Origin of the sequence: Fibrobacter sp. HC4 (genome assembly GCF_023373925.1) — a bacterium.
In the GTDB taxonomy this organism is placed as follows: domain Bacteria; phylum Fibrobacterota; class Fibrobacteria; order Fibrobacterales; family Fibrobacteraceae; genus Fibrobacter.
On sequence record NZ_JALCZV010000009.1, the window covers coordinates 25691 to 42842 of the forward strand.

Annotated in this window: 14 protein-coding genes and 1 other RNA gene; 13 read left to right on the plus strand and 2 right to left on the minus strand. The window is 49.8% G+C overall.

Annotated features, from left to right (window positions below; all coding sequences use genetic code 11):
- Position 1 precedes the first annotated feature (1 nt).
- The 10 genes from MMG03_RS07400 to MMG03_RS07445 all read left to right on the plus strand — a co-directional run bounded on the left by MMG03_RS07400 (position 2) and on the right by MMG03_RS07445 (position 11873).
- Entirely contained in the window at positions 2–1141 is a 1140-nt protein-coding gene (locus tag MMG03_RS07400) for a prephenate dehydrogenase/arogenate dehydrogenase family protein (protein ID WP_101479486.1), read from the plus strand.
- Positions 1141–2517 (plus strand): 3-phosphoshikimate 1-carboxyvinyltransferase, encoded by a 1377-nt coding sequence (locus tag MMG03_RS07405; RefSeq protein WP_073158201.1) that lies wholly within the window; start codon positions 1141–1143, stop codon positions 2515–2517. The genes MMG03_RS07400 and MMG03_RS07405 overlap by 1 nt, the downstream gene beginning before the upstream one ends.
- A gap of 8 nt (positions 2518–2525) precedes the next feature.
- Positions 2526–3401, plus strand: coding sequence for an NAD(+)/NADH kinase (locus MMG03_RS07410; RefSeq protein WP_073158203.1), 876 nt, complete (start codon positions 2526–2528; stop codon positions 3399–3401).
- Positions 3402–3452: 51 nt separating this feature from the next.
- Entirely contained in the window at positions 3453–5243 is a 1791-nt protein-coding gene (locus MMG03_RS07415) for a homoserine O-acetyltransferase (RefSeq protein ID WP_083538131.1), read from the plus strand.
- 145 nt (positions 5244–5388) lie between these two features.
- A complete protein-coding gene (locus MMG03_RS07420; protein ID WP_073234934.1) occupies positions 5389–6270 on the plus strand; it encodes a YicC/YloC family endoribonuclease in 882 nt (293 codons plus the stop codon).
- Between the two features lie 358 nt (positions 6271–6628).
- The gene (locus MMG03_RS07425) at positions 6629–7807 is read left to right on the plus strand and encodes a histidine phosphatase family protein (RefSeq protein ID WP_249505991.1); all 1179 of its coding nucleotides are present in this window, start codon (positions 6629–6631) and stop codon (positions 7805–7807) included.
- A 97-nt stretch (positions 7808–7904) separates the two neighbouring features.
- The gene (locus MMG03_RS07430) at positions 7905–9080 is read left to right on the plus strand and encodes an iron-containing alcohol dehydrogenase (RefSeq protein ID WP_073158214.1); all 1176 of its coding nucleotides are present in this window, start codon (positions 7905–7907) and stop codon (positions 9078–9080) included.
- Between the two features lie 133 nt (positions 9081–9213).
- A complete protein-coding gene (locus MMG03_RS07435; RefSeq protein WP_249505992.1) occupies positions 9214–10275 on the plus strand; it encodes an SDR family oxidoreductase in 1062 nt (353 codons plus the stop codon).
- 175 nt (positions 10276–10450) lie between these two features.
- Positions 10451–10810, plus strand: a transfer-messenger RNA (tmRNA) gene (gene ssrA, locus MMG03_RS07440).
- 253 nt (positions 10811–11063) lie between these two features.
- Positions 11064–11873 (plus strand): hypothetical protein, encoded by an 810-nt coding sequence (locus MMG03_RS07445; protein WP_073234949.1) that lies wholly within the window; start codon positions 11064–11066, stop codon positions 11871–11873.
- Positions 11874–12354: 481 nt separating this feature from the next.
- Here MMG03_RS07445 and MMG03_RS07450 read toward each other — a convergent pair whose 3' ends face one another.
- A complete protein-coding gene (locus tag MMG03_RS07450) occupies positions 12355–13239 on the minus strand; it encodes a phosphoribosylaminoimidazolesuccinocarboxamide synthase (protein WP_073158461.1) in 885 nt (294 codons plus the stop codon).
- Positions 13240–13400: 161 nt separating this feature from the next.
- Here MMG03_RS07450 and MMG03_RS07455 point away from each other — a divergent pair, with 161 nt between their 5' ends.
- From MMG03_RS07455 to MMG03_RS07465, 3 genes are read left to right on the plus strand one after another with little or no spacing between them, the layout of a single operon-like run.
- Entirely contained in the window at positions 13401–14948 is a 1548-nt protein-coding gene (locus tag MMG03_RS07455; RefSeq protein WP_249505993.1) for a hypothetical protein, read from the plus strand.
- A gap of 34 nt (positions 14949–14982) precedes the next feature.
- Positions 14983–15573 (plus strand): hypothetical protein, encoded by a 591-nt coding sequence (locus MMG03_RS07460; protein ID WP_249505994.1) that lies wholly within the window; start codon positions 14983–14985, stop codon positions 15571–15573.
- 58 nt (positions 15574–15631) lie between these two features.
- Positions 15632–16423, plus strand: a complete 792-nt coding sequence (locus MMG03_RS07465) for an SIMPL domain-containing protein (protein WP_073234960.1) — start codon at positions 15632–15634, stop codon at positions 16421–16423.
- A gap of 187 nt (positions 16424–16610) precedes the next feature.
- Here MMG03_RS07465 and tnpA read toward each other — a convergent pair whose 3' ends face one another.
- On the minus strand, positions 16611–17048 hold the full coding sequence (gene tnpA, locus MMG03_RS07470) for an IS200/IS605 family transposase (RefSeq protein ID WP_249505995.1): 438 nt from the start codon (positions 17046–17048) through the stop codon (positions 16611–16613).
- Positions 17049–17152 lie beyond the last annotated feature (104 nt).

Sequence of the window (17152 nt, forward strand, 5' to 3'; positions counted from 1 at the left end):
AATGCAACGCATTACTCTCGTTGGTTTTGGTTTGCTGGCCAGTTCCGTTGCCGCAGCCATTAAGCAGGCGAAGTTGCCCACTATCGTTCGTGCCGTCAGTTCCCCCTCTACTTTGGAACGCGCCCGCGAAGTAAAGTTGGCCGATGAATTTTTCGGTTACGATGATACCGCATCCTGGGCCGAAGGCTCTGACTTGATTTTGCTGTGCAGCCCCATTCTTCACATTCTGAAGACTATCGACGCTCTTTCTAAGGTGCAGTTGCCGGCCGGCCATAAGAAGATTCTGGTCAGCGACATTGGCAGCACCAAGGTTGAAATTTGCAAGGCGGGTGCCAAGCTGCCTGGACCTTTCTGTTTTGTGGGAAGTCACCCCATGGCCGGTTCCGAGAAGCGCACCATGGAATATAATGATCCCAGCATTTTCGAGAACGCATACTGGTTTGTGTGTCCGCCCGATGGTGTCGAAGAATCCGCCTATGCCGACTTGCTTCAGCTGATTTCTTTTGTGGGTGCCCATTCCGTTGTGTTCCCGCCGGAACATCACGACCGTACCATGGCCTGGGTTAGCCATATGCCCCAGATGCTCAGCTCCACATTGGCTGCCAGCATGCCGGAACGTCTGCTCAAGTACAACTACCAGCATTACGCCGGACGCGCCTTTAGGGACATGACCCGTATTGCAGCCAGCGGCTGGAACATGTGGCATGACATCGCCGTTACCAACCGCAACGAAACGGCGCTTGCCCTCCGCGAAGTCCGCGACGGCCTCGACAAGACTATCGCCGCCATGGATAGCTTGCAGGTGGTTTCTGACGGAACTCCCGCCGCTGCCGACTGCTCCGAAAATCTGGAGTCCATCTTTAAGGCCGGAAACGATGGTCGCGCCAGCCTGTTTGCTCCTGGCCGCAATGCTGCCGCCGCCTTCTCCGAAATTACGGTTCCCCTGAAGGATGAACCCGGTGCCTTGCTCAGCGTGCTGAAGCCCTTGGCCGAATGGGGGCTGAATATCCGCGATATCGAACTGATGAAAGTCCGCGAAAACGTGGCCGGTACTTTGCTTCTGGCTTTCAAGACGCCCGACGAAGCCCGCCGCGCTATTCAAATTCTTACCGCCTTGGATTACGACGTTAAGGAACGCTAATGGAATTTTTGCTGAACCCCGACCGCGAGCGCATGGAGCTCACTCTGGTGATGGCCCTCTTGGTAAATGGCCGTACCGTTCTGGAAGACTTCGCCTGGGCCGCAGGCTCCGAAAAATTTGCACAAGCCCTTAAGGAATTCGGACTGAACTACGAACAGCAGGGCCACCAGCTGGTTCTTGAAGGCAAGGGCTTTCAGTACAGTCTGCCTTCCATGCTGCCTATGGATTTTGCCGAAGACGCCAACGTTCTTCTTTGGACGTTAGCTTCTAAGGATGCAGAACAGATTTACACCTTTGCTGCCGAAGCTGACGAGGCCGGTATTGCCCAGGTGGCTTCTGCCAAGGAAACGCTGCAGAAGTATTTCAAGGTAAAGCCCGTTACCGATGAACCCGCCAAGTTCGTATTCACCTTCTGCGCCGACGAAATTGTAGCCAAGAAGGATTCCCTGGGGAATTTTACTTACCCCATGCGCAACCGCTTGCTGCTTCGCGCCTTGATCCGCAACGACTATACCACTTTCGAAGAAAAGGGTACGGTTCACGATCAGTGGACCAAGATGCTCATGTACTTTGGCGTGAACCTGAAGTACGAAACCCGCGGCATGGAACAGCTGACCGAACTGGAACGTCGTATGATGATGGCCCGCGGTCAGAAGATTGAACGCACCCAGTTTACGGAACTTTCCGAGACCAAGGTGATTACGGGTCGCGATTATTTTGTGCCCGGCGATTCCACCGAGGCCATTGCCTTTATTTTGCTGGCGACTATTGGTACGCTCCCCAAGAACACGCAAATTGTTTTGAAGAACGTGGAACTGAATTCGTCTCGCGCCGGGGCATTGACCTGCCTGAAACGCATGGGCGCAAGCTACGAAGTGACCAGCCGTCGCGAACGTTATGGTGACGTGTACGGTGACATCGAAATCTTTACGCTGGCTTCTGGCAAGCGCTTGCAGGGACGTCGTTTTTCTGAAGATGTGATTGCCACGGGGCTTGAGGAATTTCCCTTCTTGGCGGTGGCGGCTTGCTATGCCGAAGGCGAAACCATTTTGCGTCTGCCTAAGGAAGTCCGCAAGCAGATGCGCCCCGTTAACGAAAAGCTGGCTGAAAACCTCCGTAAGACCGGTGCCGAAGTTGGCGTCTACGATGACGGCCTGGTAATCCGCGGCCTAGAAACCATCGTGAACGGTTCTGACTTTGACGGCGGAGACGTTCCCCAGAATGGCTTGGCCTTGAGCGTTCTTTCGCTGGCCTTGCAGAACGATGAACCGGTGGCTAATAGCGACGTGATTGAAACGGCTTATCCTGGCGTTCTCGAAAAGTTGAACCGCGTTATCGAAGAAGCTAACAAGAAGCCTGAGGCAGAAACCAAGTAAGGTGTTTTATGTTCAAGACTATCGGCATTATCGCTTGGAAAGAAAAGAGTACGGACCTGGCTCTTGCGCTGAAGCAGATTCACGCATGGGGGAGTGAACACCCCGAAGTCAAGTTCCTGGCTCTTGAAAACCTGAAGGAACTGGTTCGCGCTCCTGTAAAGGTTGTTTCTGAAAAGGCCTTGCTGAAGTCCGACTTGCTTTTGGCCATTGGCGGTGACGGTACCGTGCTTTCGGCGGCCCATATGGCTCTTGGTCATAACATTCCCATTCTGGGTGTGAACGCTGGCCGCGTCGGGTTCCTTGCCGAGACCCGCGTCAAATGCCTTTCCCAGACCCTGGATGACTTGCTGGCCGGGGTGTATTCTACCCGCGACCGCATGATGATCGACGCTTCTGTGTATCACGGTAAGAAGTGCATTGCCAAGCAGACCGTCTTGAACGAAGTCCATTTCCGCGCCCACGCTCCCGAACGTATGGTGAATGTGAACGTGGAATACAATGGTACCGACTATACGGAATACTGGGCCGACTCCCTGCTGGTTTCGACTCCCACAGGCTCCACTGCATACAACCTTGCGGCAGGTGGCCCCATTATCCATCCGGCCACATATGCCGTGGTGCTGACTCCTGTGGCTCCCGGTAGCCTTTCGGTACGTCCGCTGGTCATGTCTCTTACAGATAAAAAACTGGTGCTGCGTCCGGCCGCAGGCAAGACCCTGGACTTGGTTTTCGATGGCCGCACCTGTATTCCTCTGGAACCGGATGATTATGTCGTTCTGACTCAGAGCAAATCCTTTACCACCTTCCTCCGCATGCGTCATACGGGTTTCGTGGGCGCTCTCCGCGAAAAGCTGGGTTGGACAGGCTCTCCCAAGAAAGCCTAAGGTTTTTCTAGATAAATAAAATTTTCCTACCGCTTTTCTATATTTATGCATATGAGTGAATCTTTGCATAATGGTAGTCTTTGCCCGGTTGTTCCCCAGACTTTTAACAAGGATTATGGGGATCAAGGTTTTTTGCTTGAGAATGGCAAGACTCTTCCTGCTTTGGAAATTCGTTACGAAACTTACGGCAAGTTGAATGCCGAAAAGAATAATACCGTTTGGGTCACCTCTCCGCTGACCGCCGATGCCCACGTGGCCGGTTATTATTCCCCCGAAGATAAGAAGCCCGGTTGGTGGGATGCTCTCATTGGCCCGGGTAAGCCTGTGGATACGGATCGTTTCTTTGTGGTGTGCAGCAACATTCTGGGTGGCTGCAAGGGCTCCACTGGCCCCGCAAGTATCAATCCTCGCACCGGCAAGCCCTACGGCAGCACTTTCCCCACCATCACCATCGGCGACATGGTCCACGCCCAGAAGGAACTGGCTGACTATTTGGGAGTCAAGGAACTTTACTGCGTCATTGGCGGTTCCATGGGTGGCTTCCAGGCCATGAAGTGGGCGATCTACTATCCTGAACTGGTAAAGCGTTGTGTTCTGATTGCAACGTCTCCCCGTTTTAGCAGCCAGGCTCTCGGTTTTGAAATTGTGGCCCGCGATGTGATTACCCAGGACCCCAATTACAACAATGGCGATTATTATGAATCCGCTCACCCGGACGTCGGACTTTCCAATGCCCGCAAGCTGGCTCACATTACCTACCTCAGTGCCGTAGGAATGGAAAAGAAGTTCAAGCGCGCCCAGGATCATGAGCACAAGAATCACGCCATTACTTACAGCACTCCCTTTGACCTGGATCTGCCGCTGGAAAGCTACCTGCGCTACCAGGGTGCGAAGTTTGTGGACCGCTTCGATGCCAACAGCTACCTGCATATTGCCCATGCAACCGATAGCTTCGACCTGGAAACGGAATACGGTTCCCTGGAAAAGGCTTTTGAGAATGTGCAGGCCGAAGTGCTGAACGTGAACCTTTCTACGGACTGGTTGTTCCCGCCCCACGAATCCCGCCGTATTACGAGCGCCTTGCTGAACGATCGCAAGGTCGTGACTAGCCTTGAATTGGATACGCTGTTCGGTCACGATGGCTTCCTCATCGAAGATGAAGATCTGGGTAAGGCGGTAGGCCGATTCCTGGATAGCAAGTATGGAGCCTTGACTGGCAAGCAGACCATTCCTGTTTTCCACGACCAGAAGGATTTTGAACTGCTGGGTTCCATGGTCAAGGAAAATAGCCGCGTGCTGGACCTTGGTTGCGGTAGCGGCGACTTGATCGATTACCTCCGCCGTACCAAGAATGTGATTGGCCTTGGTATCGAAAAGCGCATGAAGGACATTATGGACTGTCTGGAAAACGACGTCCCCGTGGTCCAGCGCGATTTGGATGAACGCGGTATTTCTGATATTGAAAGCGACAGCTATGACTACGCCATTATCAACCGCACCATCCAGGAAATTCGCGACCCGGTGGCCTTGCTCAGCGAAATCCTCCGCGTGGCCAAGCGCGTTATCGTGACTTTCCCCAATTTCGGTCATTGGTCTGCCCGCGGTTCCCTGATGCTCCACGGTCGTATGCCCAAGTCCAAGGAACTGCCTTACGAATGGTACAACACACCCAACATTCGTTTGCTCACCGTTAAGGATTTCTACACCCTTTGCGAAAAGGAAGGCCTTAAGATCGAGAAGATGGCGTTCCAGAATGAACAGTGCCTTAGCAAGTTCCTGACCGCCGTTGGCCTCAAGAACTTCGGCGCCGAACACGTAATTGCAATGGTAAGTAAGCAGTGAGTTGTGAGGCGTGAGTTCTGAGCTGGAGAATGGCGCCGTAGGCGCAAAATTATAAAAACGCGTAAGCGTCAATTGTTTAACCTCAAAGCGAGCTGTGCGAGCGACCTCTTTCCTGAAAGTGCGAAGCACGAGCTCGGTACTAATTATGGCTATTTTATCGATGACTGGTTTTGGCAAGAGTGAGTCCATGTTCCAGGGCGCACCTTGTGTGATTGAAGTTCGTAGCGTGAATAACCGTTTTTTGGACATCAGCTGCAAGCTTCCCAAGAACCTGGCTTATCTTGAAAATTCCTTCAAGAATCAGATCAAGGAAAAGCTGGTTCGCGGTTCTGTGATCTTTAGCGTTACTCTTGGTGCAGGCACTGGCGGTAATGTTCCCGTTTCCTACAACGAACAGGCCATTGCGAAGTTTGTGGAAATCACAAAGGCAATGCAGACCAAATTTGGAATTGCCGGTGATATCAAACTGGAAAACATCATGGCCCTGCCTGAAGTTCTGCAGTTTACCGACAGCGGTGCCGATACCGAAGCTCTTGAAAAGCACTTGGCCGACGAACTGAACAAGGCCCTGGAGAAGGTGAACGAAATGCGTGCCAAGGAAGGTGCTAACCTGGCAGCCGACTTGACAAACCGCGTGGACCATCTGAATGCCGTTCTCGAAAAGGTTGAAGTGCTGGATCCCAAGCGCATCGAAAACTGGAAGGTCAAGTTCCGCGACCGCATCAACGTGCTTCTGAAGGATTCCGAAATCGACGAAGTCCGTCTGCTGCAGGAAGCCTGCATCATGGCAGACAAGTTGGACATCAAGGAAGAAATCACCCGCTTCAAGAGTCATAACAAGTTGTTCCTGAACGCCCTCAAGGAAGGTGGCGCCCAGGGAAAGAACCTTGGCTTTATCCTTCAGGAAATGGGCCGCGAAGCAAACACTTTGGGGACCAAGTGCCAGGATGCTGAAATTGCCGCTCTCGCTATTGAACTGAAGAACGAAGTGGAATGCATCCGCGAACAGTCTCTCAATATCGCCTAAGCAGAACATTTTTTTTGAGCAAAATAAAGCTTCAGGAGTGATCCTGAAGTTTTTTTTACTATAAATTATGGGAAATTTGCGGGTTATCTTCCCCAAAATTGAATTCCTGTTCTATATTTAAGAACGAAGAAGGAACAAGTTGCGTCGTATGACGTTTTTAGACTAAGTTCAAAAGATTTTTTGCTAAATGATTGCATTAAAGAGCTCCTCCTAACCCCCCTGGGTTGGATACCGTAAGGTGTCCAACCCTTTTTTGTTTGCGGTACTTACTGCTTTTTACACACTTTATTTTTTTATTTGGATTCAACTCTGTAATTTTTTAGTAATAAGAATTAAATTTTATCCGAGTTTTGGTTTTATGCACCGTCAAATTCATGAGGATTCTGTGAAATACATCCCCACGATTCGTTCTGCGTTGACCGCCGGCGCGTTCTCTCTGGCCGCAATGCTTTTTTCCGCCTGCCTTGATACAACAGAAGTTGTTGAAACGGTGGATCCCGAAACCATTCCCGTTTCTCGAGTGGACACCTTGGTCATCAGGGACACCCTTGTTGTCAAGGAAATGCCTGGCGAAACCTTGAAAGATACGTTGGTCGTCAAGGACACTTTAGTTGTAAATGATACCTTAGTCGTTAAGGACACTCTTGTTGTAAAGGATACCCTTGTCAATAACGATACTCTGGTGGTTGCATCCGACACATTGGTGGTTTACGACACCTTGGTTCGGCTGGATTCCGTTTTCCATGTGGATACCCTTTATCAGCTGGATACCTTGGTGGTTCTGGATTCCATTTTTAGCAAGGATACCATCTATTCCATTGACACTGTTGTCCAGAAGGATACACTTTATGTAAAGGCTCAGGCTCCCATGGCGTATTTTGTTCGCGTCGAGGACGTTCTTGAAAGCCTGAAGGATAATGAAAAGGCAACCTTGATCTTGCGCCACGCCGAACGAGGCAATGACTATTCTGCGTCGGGTGGTCTGAACGATAACGGCATGAATCAGTCTCGAGAATTTGGTCAAAAACTGAAGAACTTTACGGACGTCCATTTCTATAATACCGAGATCAAACGTTCCTATGAAACTTGTGCCTACATTGCTGAGGGGATGGGCTTGTCTTCCTTCGAAAACGACACCTTGGCTGAATTGAAGGATTCCTGGCTGATCAAGGATGAGGAACTGTATGTGCAGAAGAAAGGCGATGTCAGCAGTTGGATTGTCTTCTCTCGCTGGGCCTATTCCGGGGGCTACACGGGCGTGTTCTACGATCTCAACGAAAAGATGGTGGAACTGCAGAATTTGCTGGCCGGGGATTACGATAGCATGAGCAAGCTGAACGTGGCCATTTCCCATGACCTGCTGGTGGTTCCTCTGGTGGCATGGGCTACAGATCGACAGCTGAATTTGCGTTTTTATGAAACCCAAAGCAATAAGCAGTGGATTAATTACCTGGCTGGTGTCGCCTTTATAGTCAACGACAAGAATGAGGTCCGCGTTATTCCCGTTTGCGGCAGGAGCAAGGGGACCATGGAATAGCTGGTTTCTTTTGTGAACAAAATTACTTGATGAAATTGCCCTTTTCTTTAAAGAAAAGGGTATTTTTTATAAAAACTTTAACAGGGATTGGGTCCTAATGGAAAATTTCAACTTTTATAGTCCTACGGAATTTGTATTTGGCCGCGACCGCGAAAATGAATGCGGTGCATTGGTAAAAAAGCATGGCGGCTCCAAGGTCTTGCTTCATTTCGGTGGCGGTTCTGCCGTTCGTTCCGGATTGATTGACCGCGTTAAGGCAAGCCTCGATGCCGCAGGCGTTCCTTTCGTAGAACTGGGTGGAGTTCACCCTAATCCGCTGGATACCAAGGTCTACGAAGGCATTGAAATTTGCCGCAAGGAAGGAATTGACTTTATTCTCGCTGTAGGTGGCGGATCTTCTATCGATAGCGCCAAGGCTATTGCCATGGGCGTTCCCTACGAAGGGGACTTCTGGGATTTCTATTGCGGAAAGGCCGCTCCGGCTGTTGCCTTGCCGGTGGGTACAGTGCTGACCATTGCCGCTGCAGGTTCCGAAGGTTCCGGCGACTCCGTCATAACCAAGGAAGATGGCATGCTGAAGCGCGGTGCCGGTGGCGATTGCATCCGTCCCCGTTTTTCTGTGCTGAACCCGGCTCTCACTTGCACATTGCCGGCCTATCAGACTGCCTGCGGTGCAACCGATATCATGGCTCACGTTTTTGAACGTTACTTCACCAACACTACCGAAGTGGAAGTTACCGACCGTCTTTGCGAAGCGGTTCTCATGACCATGGTGAAGGAAACTCCCCGCGTTATTGCTGACCCCAACAACTACGAAGCCCGCGCCAACATCATGTGGGCAGGCATGGTGGCTCATAACAATATCGTCGGTGTTGGCCGCGGTCAGGACTGGAATAGCCACGCCATCGAACATGAACTTTCTGGCATGTATGACTGCGCCCACGGTGCAGGTCTTGCTGTCATTATGCCCTCCTGGATGGAATACGTCATGGACCACAATGTGATGCGTTTCTGCCAGATGGCTACTCGCGTATTCGGCTGCGCCATGAATTTCGAAAAGCCCGAAGAAACGGCTCGCGCAGGTATTCGCGCATTCCGCAGCTTCCTCAAGAGCATCGGCATGCCCATCAACTTTGCTGAACTTGGCGCCAAGGAAGAAGACATTCCCGAAATGGTGCGTAAGCTGAATCCGGGTAATGGCTGGGGCTTTAAGCCGCTGAATGCCGACGACGTGACTAAGGTTTATCAGATTGCCGCCAAGGCAACAGTTTAATTTAGCTGTGAGGTATGAGGTCGGCACTTCGTGCCTAGAGGTATGAGGCAAATTTTCTCCATAGATACCTCATACCCCAAAGCTCCCCTGTAAGGGGAGCGACCTCACACCTGAACTTTAACAAACTCATATTATGCGTGCACTTTTTATTGGCGGAACGGGGACCATCAGCATGGCCATTACTCGCCTGGCTGTGGAACTGGGATGGGAAATCTATTTGCTGAATCGCGGAAATAGAAACGCCGCGGATTTGCCTATGGCTGTGTTGGCGGATGGAACTCCCGCAATAAAGCAGATTACCGCTGACATTTACGATGAAGCTGAAGTGGCTTCTAAAATTGCGGACTTGCAGTTCGATGTGGTTTGCGATTTTATTGCCTTCCATTACAGCGCCCTGGAACGTGACTACCGACTGTTCAATAACAAGACCAAGCAGTTCATGTACATCAGTTCCGCCAGTGCCTACCAGAAGCCTCTTTCTGACTACCGCATTAACGAGGGAACTCCTTTGGCTAACCCTTACTGGGAATACTCCCGTAACAAGATTGCGGGGGAGGAGTACCTGATGAAAATGTACCGCGAAGAAGGTTTCCCCATTACTATCGTGCGCCCCAGCCATACCTACGACGAACGCAAGATTCCTCTGGGCGTTCACGGCAAGAAGGGAAGCTGGCAGGTGGCCAAGCGCATACTTGAAGGTAAACCTGTAATTATTCACGGAGACGGAACCAGCCTCTGGACCATGACCCACAACAGCGATTTCGCCAAGGGCTTCGTGGGACTGATGGGAAACATTCACGCCATCGGCGAAAGCTTCCAGATTACCAGCGATGAAACCGTCACTTGGAATCAGGTGTACCAGGGCATTGCCAATGTGCTGGGCGTAGAACTGAAGGCGGTCCATGTGGCATCTGAGTTCCTGGCCGCTGTGGGGGACCCGTTTGGCTATGACTTTACGGGAAGCCTCCTTGGTGACAAGGCCAATTCCGTGGTTTTCGACAATTCCAAGCTGAAGAAGGCTGTGCCTGGTTTCTGCGCCACCACACGCTTTGATCAGGGAATCCGCAAGACCATCGAGAATGTACTGACCCATCCGGAATTGCAGGAAGAGGACTCGGAATTCGACGAATGGTGCGACAAGGTAATTGAGGCCGTGGAACGGACGAAGAAAAGCATATTGCAAAGCAAGTCCTAGCCGCGCCAAGGGTTGGCATGCCCGTTTAAGCGAATATTTTACTATATTTGAGATACCTTGAGAGGCGGTTTTCAACTCTCTGGGTCCCCCAACGGGGGTGCTTTCTGTCCTTTGGACAGTAGCACCTGCGGCTCGGTCATGAAAATGAACAAGTTCATTTTCGCGACACTCACCTGGGGGTGCTCTGGTTTCGACAGGGTTACTGAAGTGTTAGTTGCAAGCCGGGGTCTCAGACGAGGGCACCCGTAAAAAAGTCTGAAAAAAAATAAGTGCTGAAGAAAACTACGCACTCGCAGCCTAATTAGCGGCTACGCCGGGCCTCGACTCACTCCCATTGGGTAGTACGTCCGGACGCAATATGGGATGGGGGACTGTAATGCCTGGGTGCAGTTCCCGAGATTTACTAGGCTGGTCAAAGTTCGCGCCGACCTTCTTGGGCGTGGATTAGACGAGATCTCAAATGCGAAGGGAAAGCTTGTAGGAATGGACAGGGATGAAATCTTGGACAGGGGTTCGACTCCCCTCACCTCCACTAAAAAAGGCCTCGCTTTAAAAGCGAGGTCTTTTTCATATACAAACAGCGCTAGGTGATTTGCAGATTACAGCTCGGGCTGCTTGCCGGTTGCATAATGAATCGGTTATGGGGTTCTCTCTTGACATCTTTTTTTAGATGTGTATATTGCTGCTGGAATGTGAAGCCCGACGTAAGGAATGGTATTCCTGGATTCTCGTTGATTTCACTGTTATTATATGTTTTAACAGTTTTTTAGGGGAAAAGGAATTTACTCATGAGTCAACTCTCTGTTGATTGTGTTTTGCCGGCTGTTGAAAAACGTTTGGCGGAATTGAATTTGTATGCGGAACGTCTTCGTAAAAAGTTAAAGAGGGCCCCCGCGGGAAGGCTTCGTCTTGGGAAAAGCAATGGAGCTGTTCAATATTTTTGGGTGAAATCAAATAAAAAATTGGAAGGCGAGTACATCTCAAAGGAGAAACTTGCTCAGGTGAGGTCTCTTGCGCAGAAACGCTATGATGAGCAAATGTTGAAGGAGATTTTGGATGAAATCAAGGTCCTTGAACTTGTTCGGAAACGGTATCATCCATCGACTTTGGAAAAAATCTATTCATCGATGGGCCATGATAGGATGTCGCTTGTGGAACCGGCTGTGTTGCAAGAGGATGCTTTTGCAGAGCGTTGGCTTTCGGTCCCTTATGAGGGGAAGGCGTTTTTGGAAGATTCGGCTGAACAGGTGACTTCTTCGGGAATTCGGGTTCGGTCAAAGTCCGAAGCGATTATTGCAGAGACTTTGAATCGTCTTGGAGTTCCGTTTCGCTACGAATGTCCGCTAAATATGGGGGCGGAATCTTGCTGGTATCCTGATTTTACTTGCTTGAATATGCGAACCCGTGAGGAATTTTTGTGGGAACATTTCGGCTTGATGGACAAACCTGATTATGTGCAGGGATTTGTTTCCAAGGTTGTCAAACTTAGTTCCAAAGGGTTTGATGTGGGGCGAAACTTGATTATTTCGGTGGAAAATTTAAACCATCCAATGACTCCGGCTTATGCGGAACGGTTAATCAAGCGCTTTTTACTTTGAAAAAGGGGGCTTTTACTAACTAAGTTGGCGAAATAGCCTGGTTTGATTAGTAAAAATCCGTTTTTTTGGAGTGTGCTGAGTGCCGGTGAAAATAAAACTACTAACCAAAAAGAATGGAAATCAATTTTGGTTAGTATCTTTCCCTGACTGGATATAAAAACCTTTATGAATAAACTAAAATACTACTAACCAAATCTATGGGGAGGGTGTGTTTGGTAAGTAGGCGTTTGGGATACTACCTACCAAATGTGCAAAAAACTCAATTTGGTTAGTAAAATTATCGTTGGCCCAAGGTTTAATCCGTGTCCCCGTCAAAAAAGAAAAAGACCTGTCGTGACAGATCTTTTTCATAAGTCAATGCCGATTGGATTCGGCCTGACTTCTGGAATTACAGTTCCGGTTGCTTGCCAGTGAGACGTACGTGTCATCCCGGACTTGATCCGGGATCGTCCTGTTGATTTTTCAACAGGACAAATTTTTGTTAGAGTTCGGGCTGTTTTCCTGTGAGTCTAACAAAAATTTCGATGTACTTGTCGAGAGTGTTCTTCACGACGTCTGCCGGAATTTCGGGACCCGGATAGCACTTGCCCCAGTCCAGAGTTTCCAGCCAGTCACGGATGTACTGCTTGTCGAAACTTTCCTGGTTCTTGCCGACCTGGTACTTGTCTGCAGGCCAGTAGCGGCTGGAGTCCGGAGTCAGAACTTCGTCGATAAGAACGGTTTCGCCGTCGATTTCGCCAAATTCGAACTTGGTGTCTGCCAGGATGATGCCCTTGGATGCGGCGTAGTCGCGAGCCTTGGTGTAGATGTCGAGAGACATGTTCTTCAGGTCGGTTGCAACCTTTTCGCCGACGATGTCGAAGGTCTGTTCGAAGCTGATGTTTTCGTCGTGGCCTACATCCGGCTTGGTGCTGGGAGTGTAGAGGGCGTTTTCAAGCTTGTCGCAGAGCTGCAGGTTGGAGGGGAGCACATGACCGCAAATGCGACCAGTCTTCTGATAATCCTTCCAGCCGGAACCCACGATGTAACCGCGGACGATGCATTCCACGGAATGACGGTGAGCCTTCTTCACGATCATGGAGCGACCGCGGAGGTAGTCGGCGTGCTTCTTCAGCACTTCCGGATATTCGTCCACGTTTGCAGTGATCAGGTGATTCTTCATGCCAAGCTGCTTGAACCAGAACAGAGAGAGCTGGTTCAGGATCTTGCCCTTACCCGGAATGGGGGTGGGGAGAACCACGTCAAAGGCGGAGAGACGGTCGGAGGCGACCATCAGGAAGCTGTCGCCCAGGTCGTACATATCACGTACCTTACCCTGGTGGAACAGCGGGACTTCAGTAATCGGGGTTTCGAATTTTAAGCTCATAGTAGCCACAATTTAGTAAAACGGCCGGTTTTTGTTTAGTGATTAAAATCTTAAGTTGCTCCTTAAAATTGAAATGTCTTAAGACAAACCATGGATGTTGTTTGACAAGATTGCGGAAAAAACTAATTTTGGGCCATCAAGTACTACCGTAAGGTTTTTGTATGAACAAGAAAAGTATATTGGCTGTGTCTACTCTGGCTTTTTTGGGTCTGCTAGGTTTAAACGCCTGTTCTGATGACGGTAGCTCCTCCACCGGGGCTGAAAATGGCGAAGAAACCATCGTTTCCAGCGAATCATCTGACGAAAAACCTGCTAGTTCCGACGTTGCAAAAAATTCATCAAGTTCCTCTGTTGGTAATCAGCAGAAGAAATCTTCCTCCAGCGCAAAGGAAGAATCTCCCAAAAGTTCTGCAAAGGAAATAGAATCTTCTGTAAGCGAAACTGAAAATGCTAAAAGTTCCGCAGAAGAACAGTCTTCTTGCTCTGCCGAGGTCAAGGAATCGTCTAGTTCCAGCACTCCCGCTGTGGAACACTCCCCGGCATTCAAGGAAGACTTCCGTAGTGAATGCACCATTGGTGAAATTCCCACTTCCCTGAAAAACGCTAAATTGCCTGACCCGTTTAAGACTTTGGCTGGTACCCGAATTTCCACCAAGGCTGAATGGACCTGCCGCCGCGAAGAAATCGGCGCCATGTACGAAAAGATCATGTACGGTGACAAGCCTCGTAACCCTGAAAAGGTGGAAGGCAAACTTGCAGGAAGCACATTTTACGTGACCGTAACCGACAAGGGAAATACAGCTTCCTTTGCTGTAAACATCAGTGGTGCAGGAACCAAGGATAATCCGAAGCCCGCCATGATTGGCTTTGGCGGTGGCTTTATGGGTAACACTTGCGGTAGCCTGGGTGGCTCCCTCTCTGGTCTTGACATTGCTCAGATTATCTTCAACCCCGATAATGTTGCTCCTGAAAGCCAGCGTGGTAGTGGCAAGTTCTACGACATTTATGGATCCAACGCTAGCACTGGCACCATCATGGCATGGGCATGGGGTGTGAGCCGCCTGATTGACGCTCTTGAAAAATATCCGGAAGCCGGTATCGATGTCAAGCGTCTTGGTATTACCGGTTGTTCTCGCTGGGGTAAGGGGGCTTTGGCCGTTGGCGCCTTCGATACCCGTATCGCCCTCACCATTCCCCAGGAATCCGGTTCCGGTGGCGCCTCCCTCTGGCGCGTTGGCGCACAGGTCAATAAGCAGAAGGGTAAGCAGTTTGTTCAGGGCCTGAACAGTGCCGGTTCCGAAGGCAACTGGATGAAGACCACCTTCAAGAACTACGACGGTCGCGAAAACACTCTGCCCTTCGACCAGCACATGCTTGTGGCTATGGTGGCTCCTCGTCCCTTGCTGATCATTGACAATGCCGGCCAGGAATGGCTTGGCGAAGTTCCCTCCAACTATTGTGGCCAGGCTTCCAAGGAAGTGTACGACGCTCTTGGCGCAAGCGACAACTATACCTATAGTCAGGAAGGCGGCCACGCTCACTGTGCACTGCCTAATGGACAGTTTGACGAAGTCAAGGACTTCATCAACAAGTTCCTGGTTGGTAAGGAAGGTATCAAGACCGGTAAGATCGACTACACCAAGAATTCTGAGTTGATCAAGTGGGATAAGTCCGAGTGGATCGACTGGGAAACTCCAGACTTGAATTAGCTTGGATGTGGATGCAATTTGTATATTGTATTCCATGAAGTTTATACAAATAGCATTTTTTTCCCTATTGTCTGTTTCTCTAGTTTTTGGTCAGAAGGCTCCGACGAAAGCCGCTCCTATTGACCCCAAGGCGTCTGCGCCCACTCCTGCGACGACCATGCCCGCTTTTGAAATTACCGAAGAGGATATGGCCATGATCCGTATGCTCTTGAATAATGAAATGTTCAAGAACTCCTTTACCGAACAATGTACCGCAGAATCGGCAACCTTGCTGGGTGCCGATCAGGCGGCCAAATCTTGTAGTTGCGCTTACGACGGACTGATCAAGAATGACAAGCTGCTTTATGCCTTGGCCACCACCGACAACGACGATGGCTTTGACAAGTGGGGCTTCGACGTGATTGCGCCCTGCCTGCCCGAAAAGTTTACAGCCGAAATGGGAAAGGCTTTCGTGAACCAGTGCGTCGCCGAAAGTGGTGAGGCCGCCCGCAGCGTCTGTGAATGTACCTACAAGGAAATTACCAAAAAGTATACTGTAAAATCCCTGGTGAAGTCCGCTTTCGAAAATCCCGAAAAAATGCAGATGGATCTGGTGATGATCGCTGGCGTGTGCGCCTTGAAATAATATTTTTTCTGCAAATTGGGAACGTTATATTTTTAATTAAAAAAAGGTTGGGTGATTCATGTCTCAAAAATTTTCATATCTGGTTATTGTGGCCTTGGCTGTCCTGTGTTTCATTCTTGTGAACCAGAAGAGTGCTGCCGATAATACAGTCCCTGTTGCGGTGCCGGGAAATGCTCCTGTCAACACTCAGATGGTAACGCCGTCCATCGAAGTGAATGCCACGGAATTCAAGAAATTCCAGGCGAATCAGTTTGTGGTTTACGCCTCCATTCAGATGGCCAACAGAGACAAGAGCGTTCTTTCTCAGCAGATGGGGGAACGTCGCAATAAGATTTTTGCCATTGCGAAAGAACTGGAAATTCCCGAGAGTGACGTTCAGCAGAACAGCGTTGAACTCCGTAAGGAATGGTCCTATCGCGAAGGCGTTCGCAAGTTTGTTCAATATAACGGCACTCAGAATTTTTCCATTACCGTAGACGATAAGCAGAACGCTGCTAACCTGGTGGAAGCCTTGTCTATCGAGTTTGATATTGATGTGGGCCGTACCATCGCCACGCTGAAGAATACGGATTCTCTGCAGAAGTCCATCGTCGATGCCGCCGGCAAGAAGGCCATGGAAAAGGCTGCTATGTATGCAGGCAGCGTTGGTGCCAAGCTGGGCAAGATCATCAATATCGGTACCGGCTATAGTGACGGTGTGGTTATGCATGATGCCGGCGATGTGATGCTTTTGTCTAACGGTCCCATGATGAAGGGCGCCCGCTTAAACCGTTCCGCCGACATGAACGCCATTGCTGATTCCGTAACGCTTTCCGCAGAAATCAGGTTGGTGGTAGAAATCAAGCAGTAGCTTATTTCGGCTCTTGTCTTTTTTAACTCCTCTGCGTTTGCGGGGGAGTTTTTTTATAACGCAAAAAAGTGACCCGCCGGCGGTTCTTCATATACGGGCGTAGCCCTACGATACTAGCGGCGTGCAAGGGCACGCACGGTAAACTGCCACCTGCAAGGGTCCTTACTAGGCCGCCCGTAAACGGGCACTAACCGCCAAACATTGACTGTTGTTTGCCCAGTTTGTCGTCCTCCAACTGTTGCTGAATATACGCCTTGATACGATCTGCGTTTTTACCAGCCGTATCAACGTAGTAACCACGGCACCAAAAGACCCTGTTTCGGTACTTATTCTTCAGTTCCGGGATGATGTCAAGCAATTCAAGACTGCTCTTTCCTTTCAAATATCCCATAAAACTCGCAACAGAGAGTTTCGGCGGTATGGCAACCAGCATGTGGACGTGGTCCGGACAGACTTCGGCCTCAATTATCTCAACATCTTTCCATTCGCACAATTTTCTAAGGATTTTTCCGACGATCTCTCGTTTCTGATTGTAGAGAATCTTCCTTCTGAACTTGGGAGCGAACACGGTGTGATACTTACAGTTCCATGTGGTATGAGCTGTCGATTTATTTCTATCATTCATTTTATATCCTTTGATTTTATTGTTATGCAGTTGGCAGACCGCATTTCAATATTAATCAAAGGATTTCTTTCTCCCATGACCGCCAGAAGGCTTTTACGGAACTA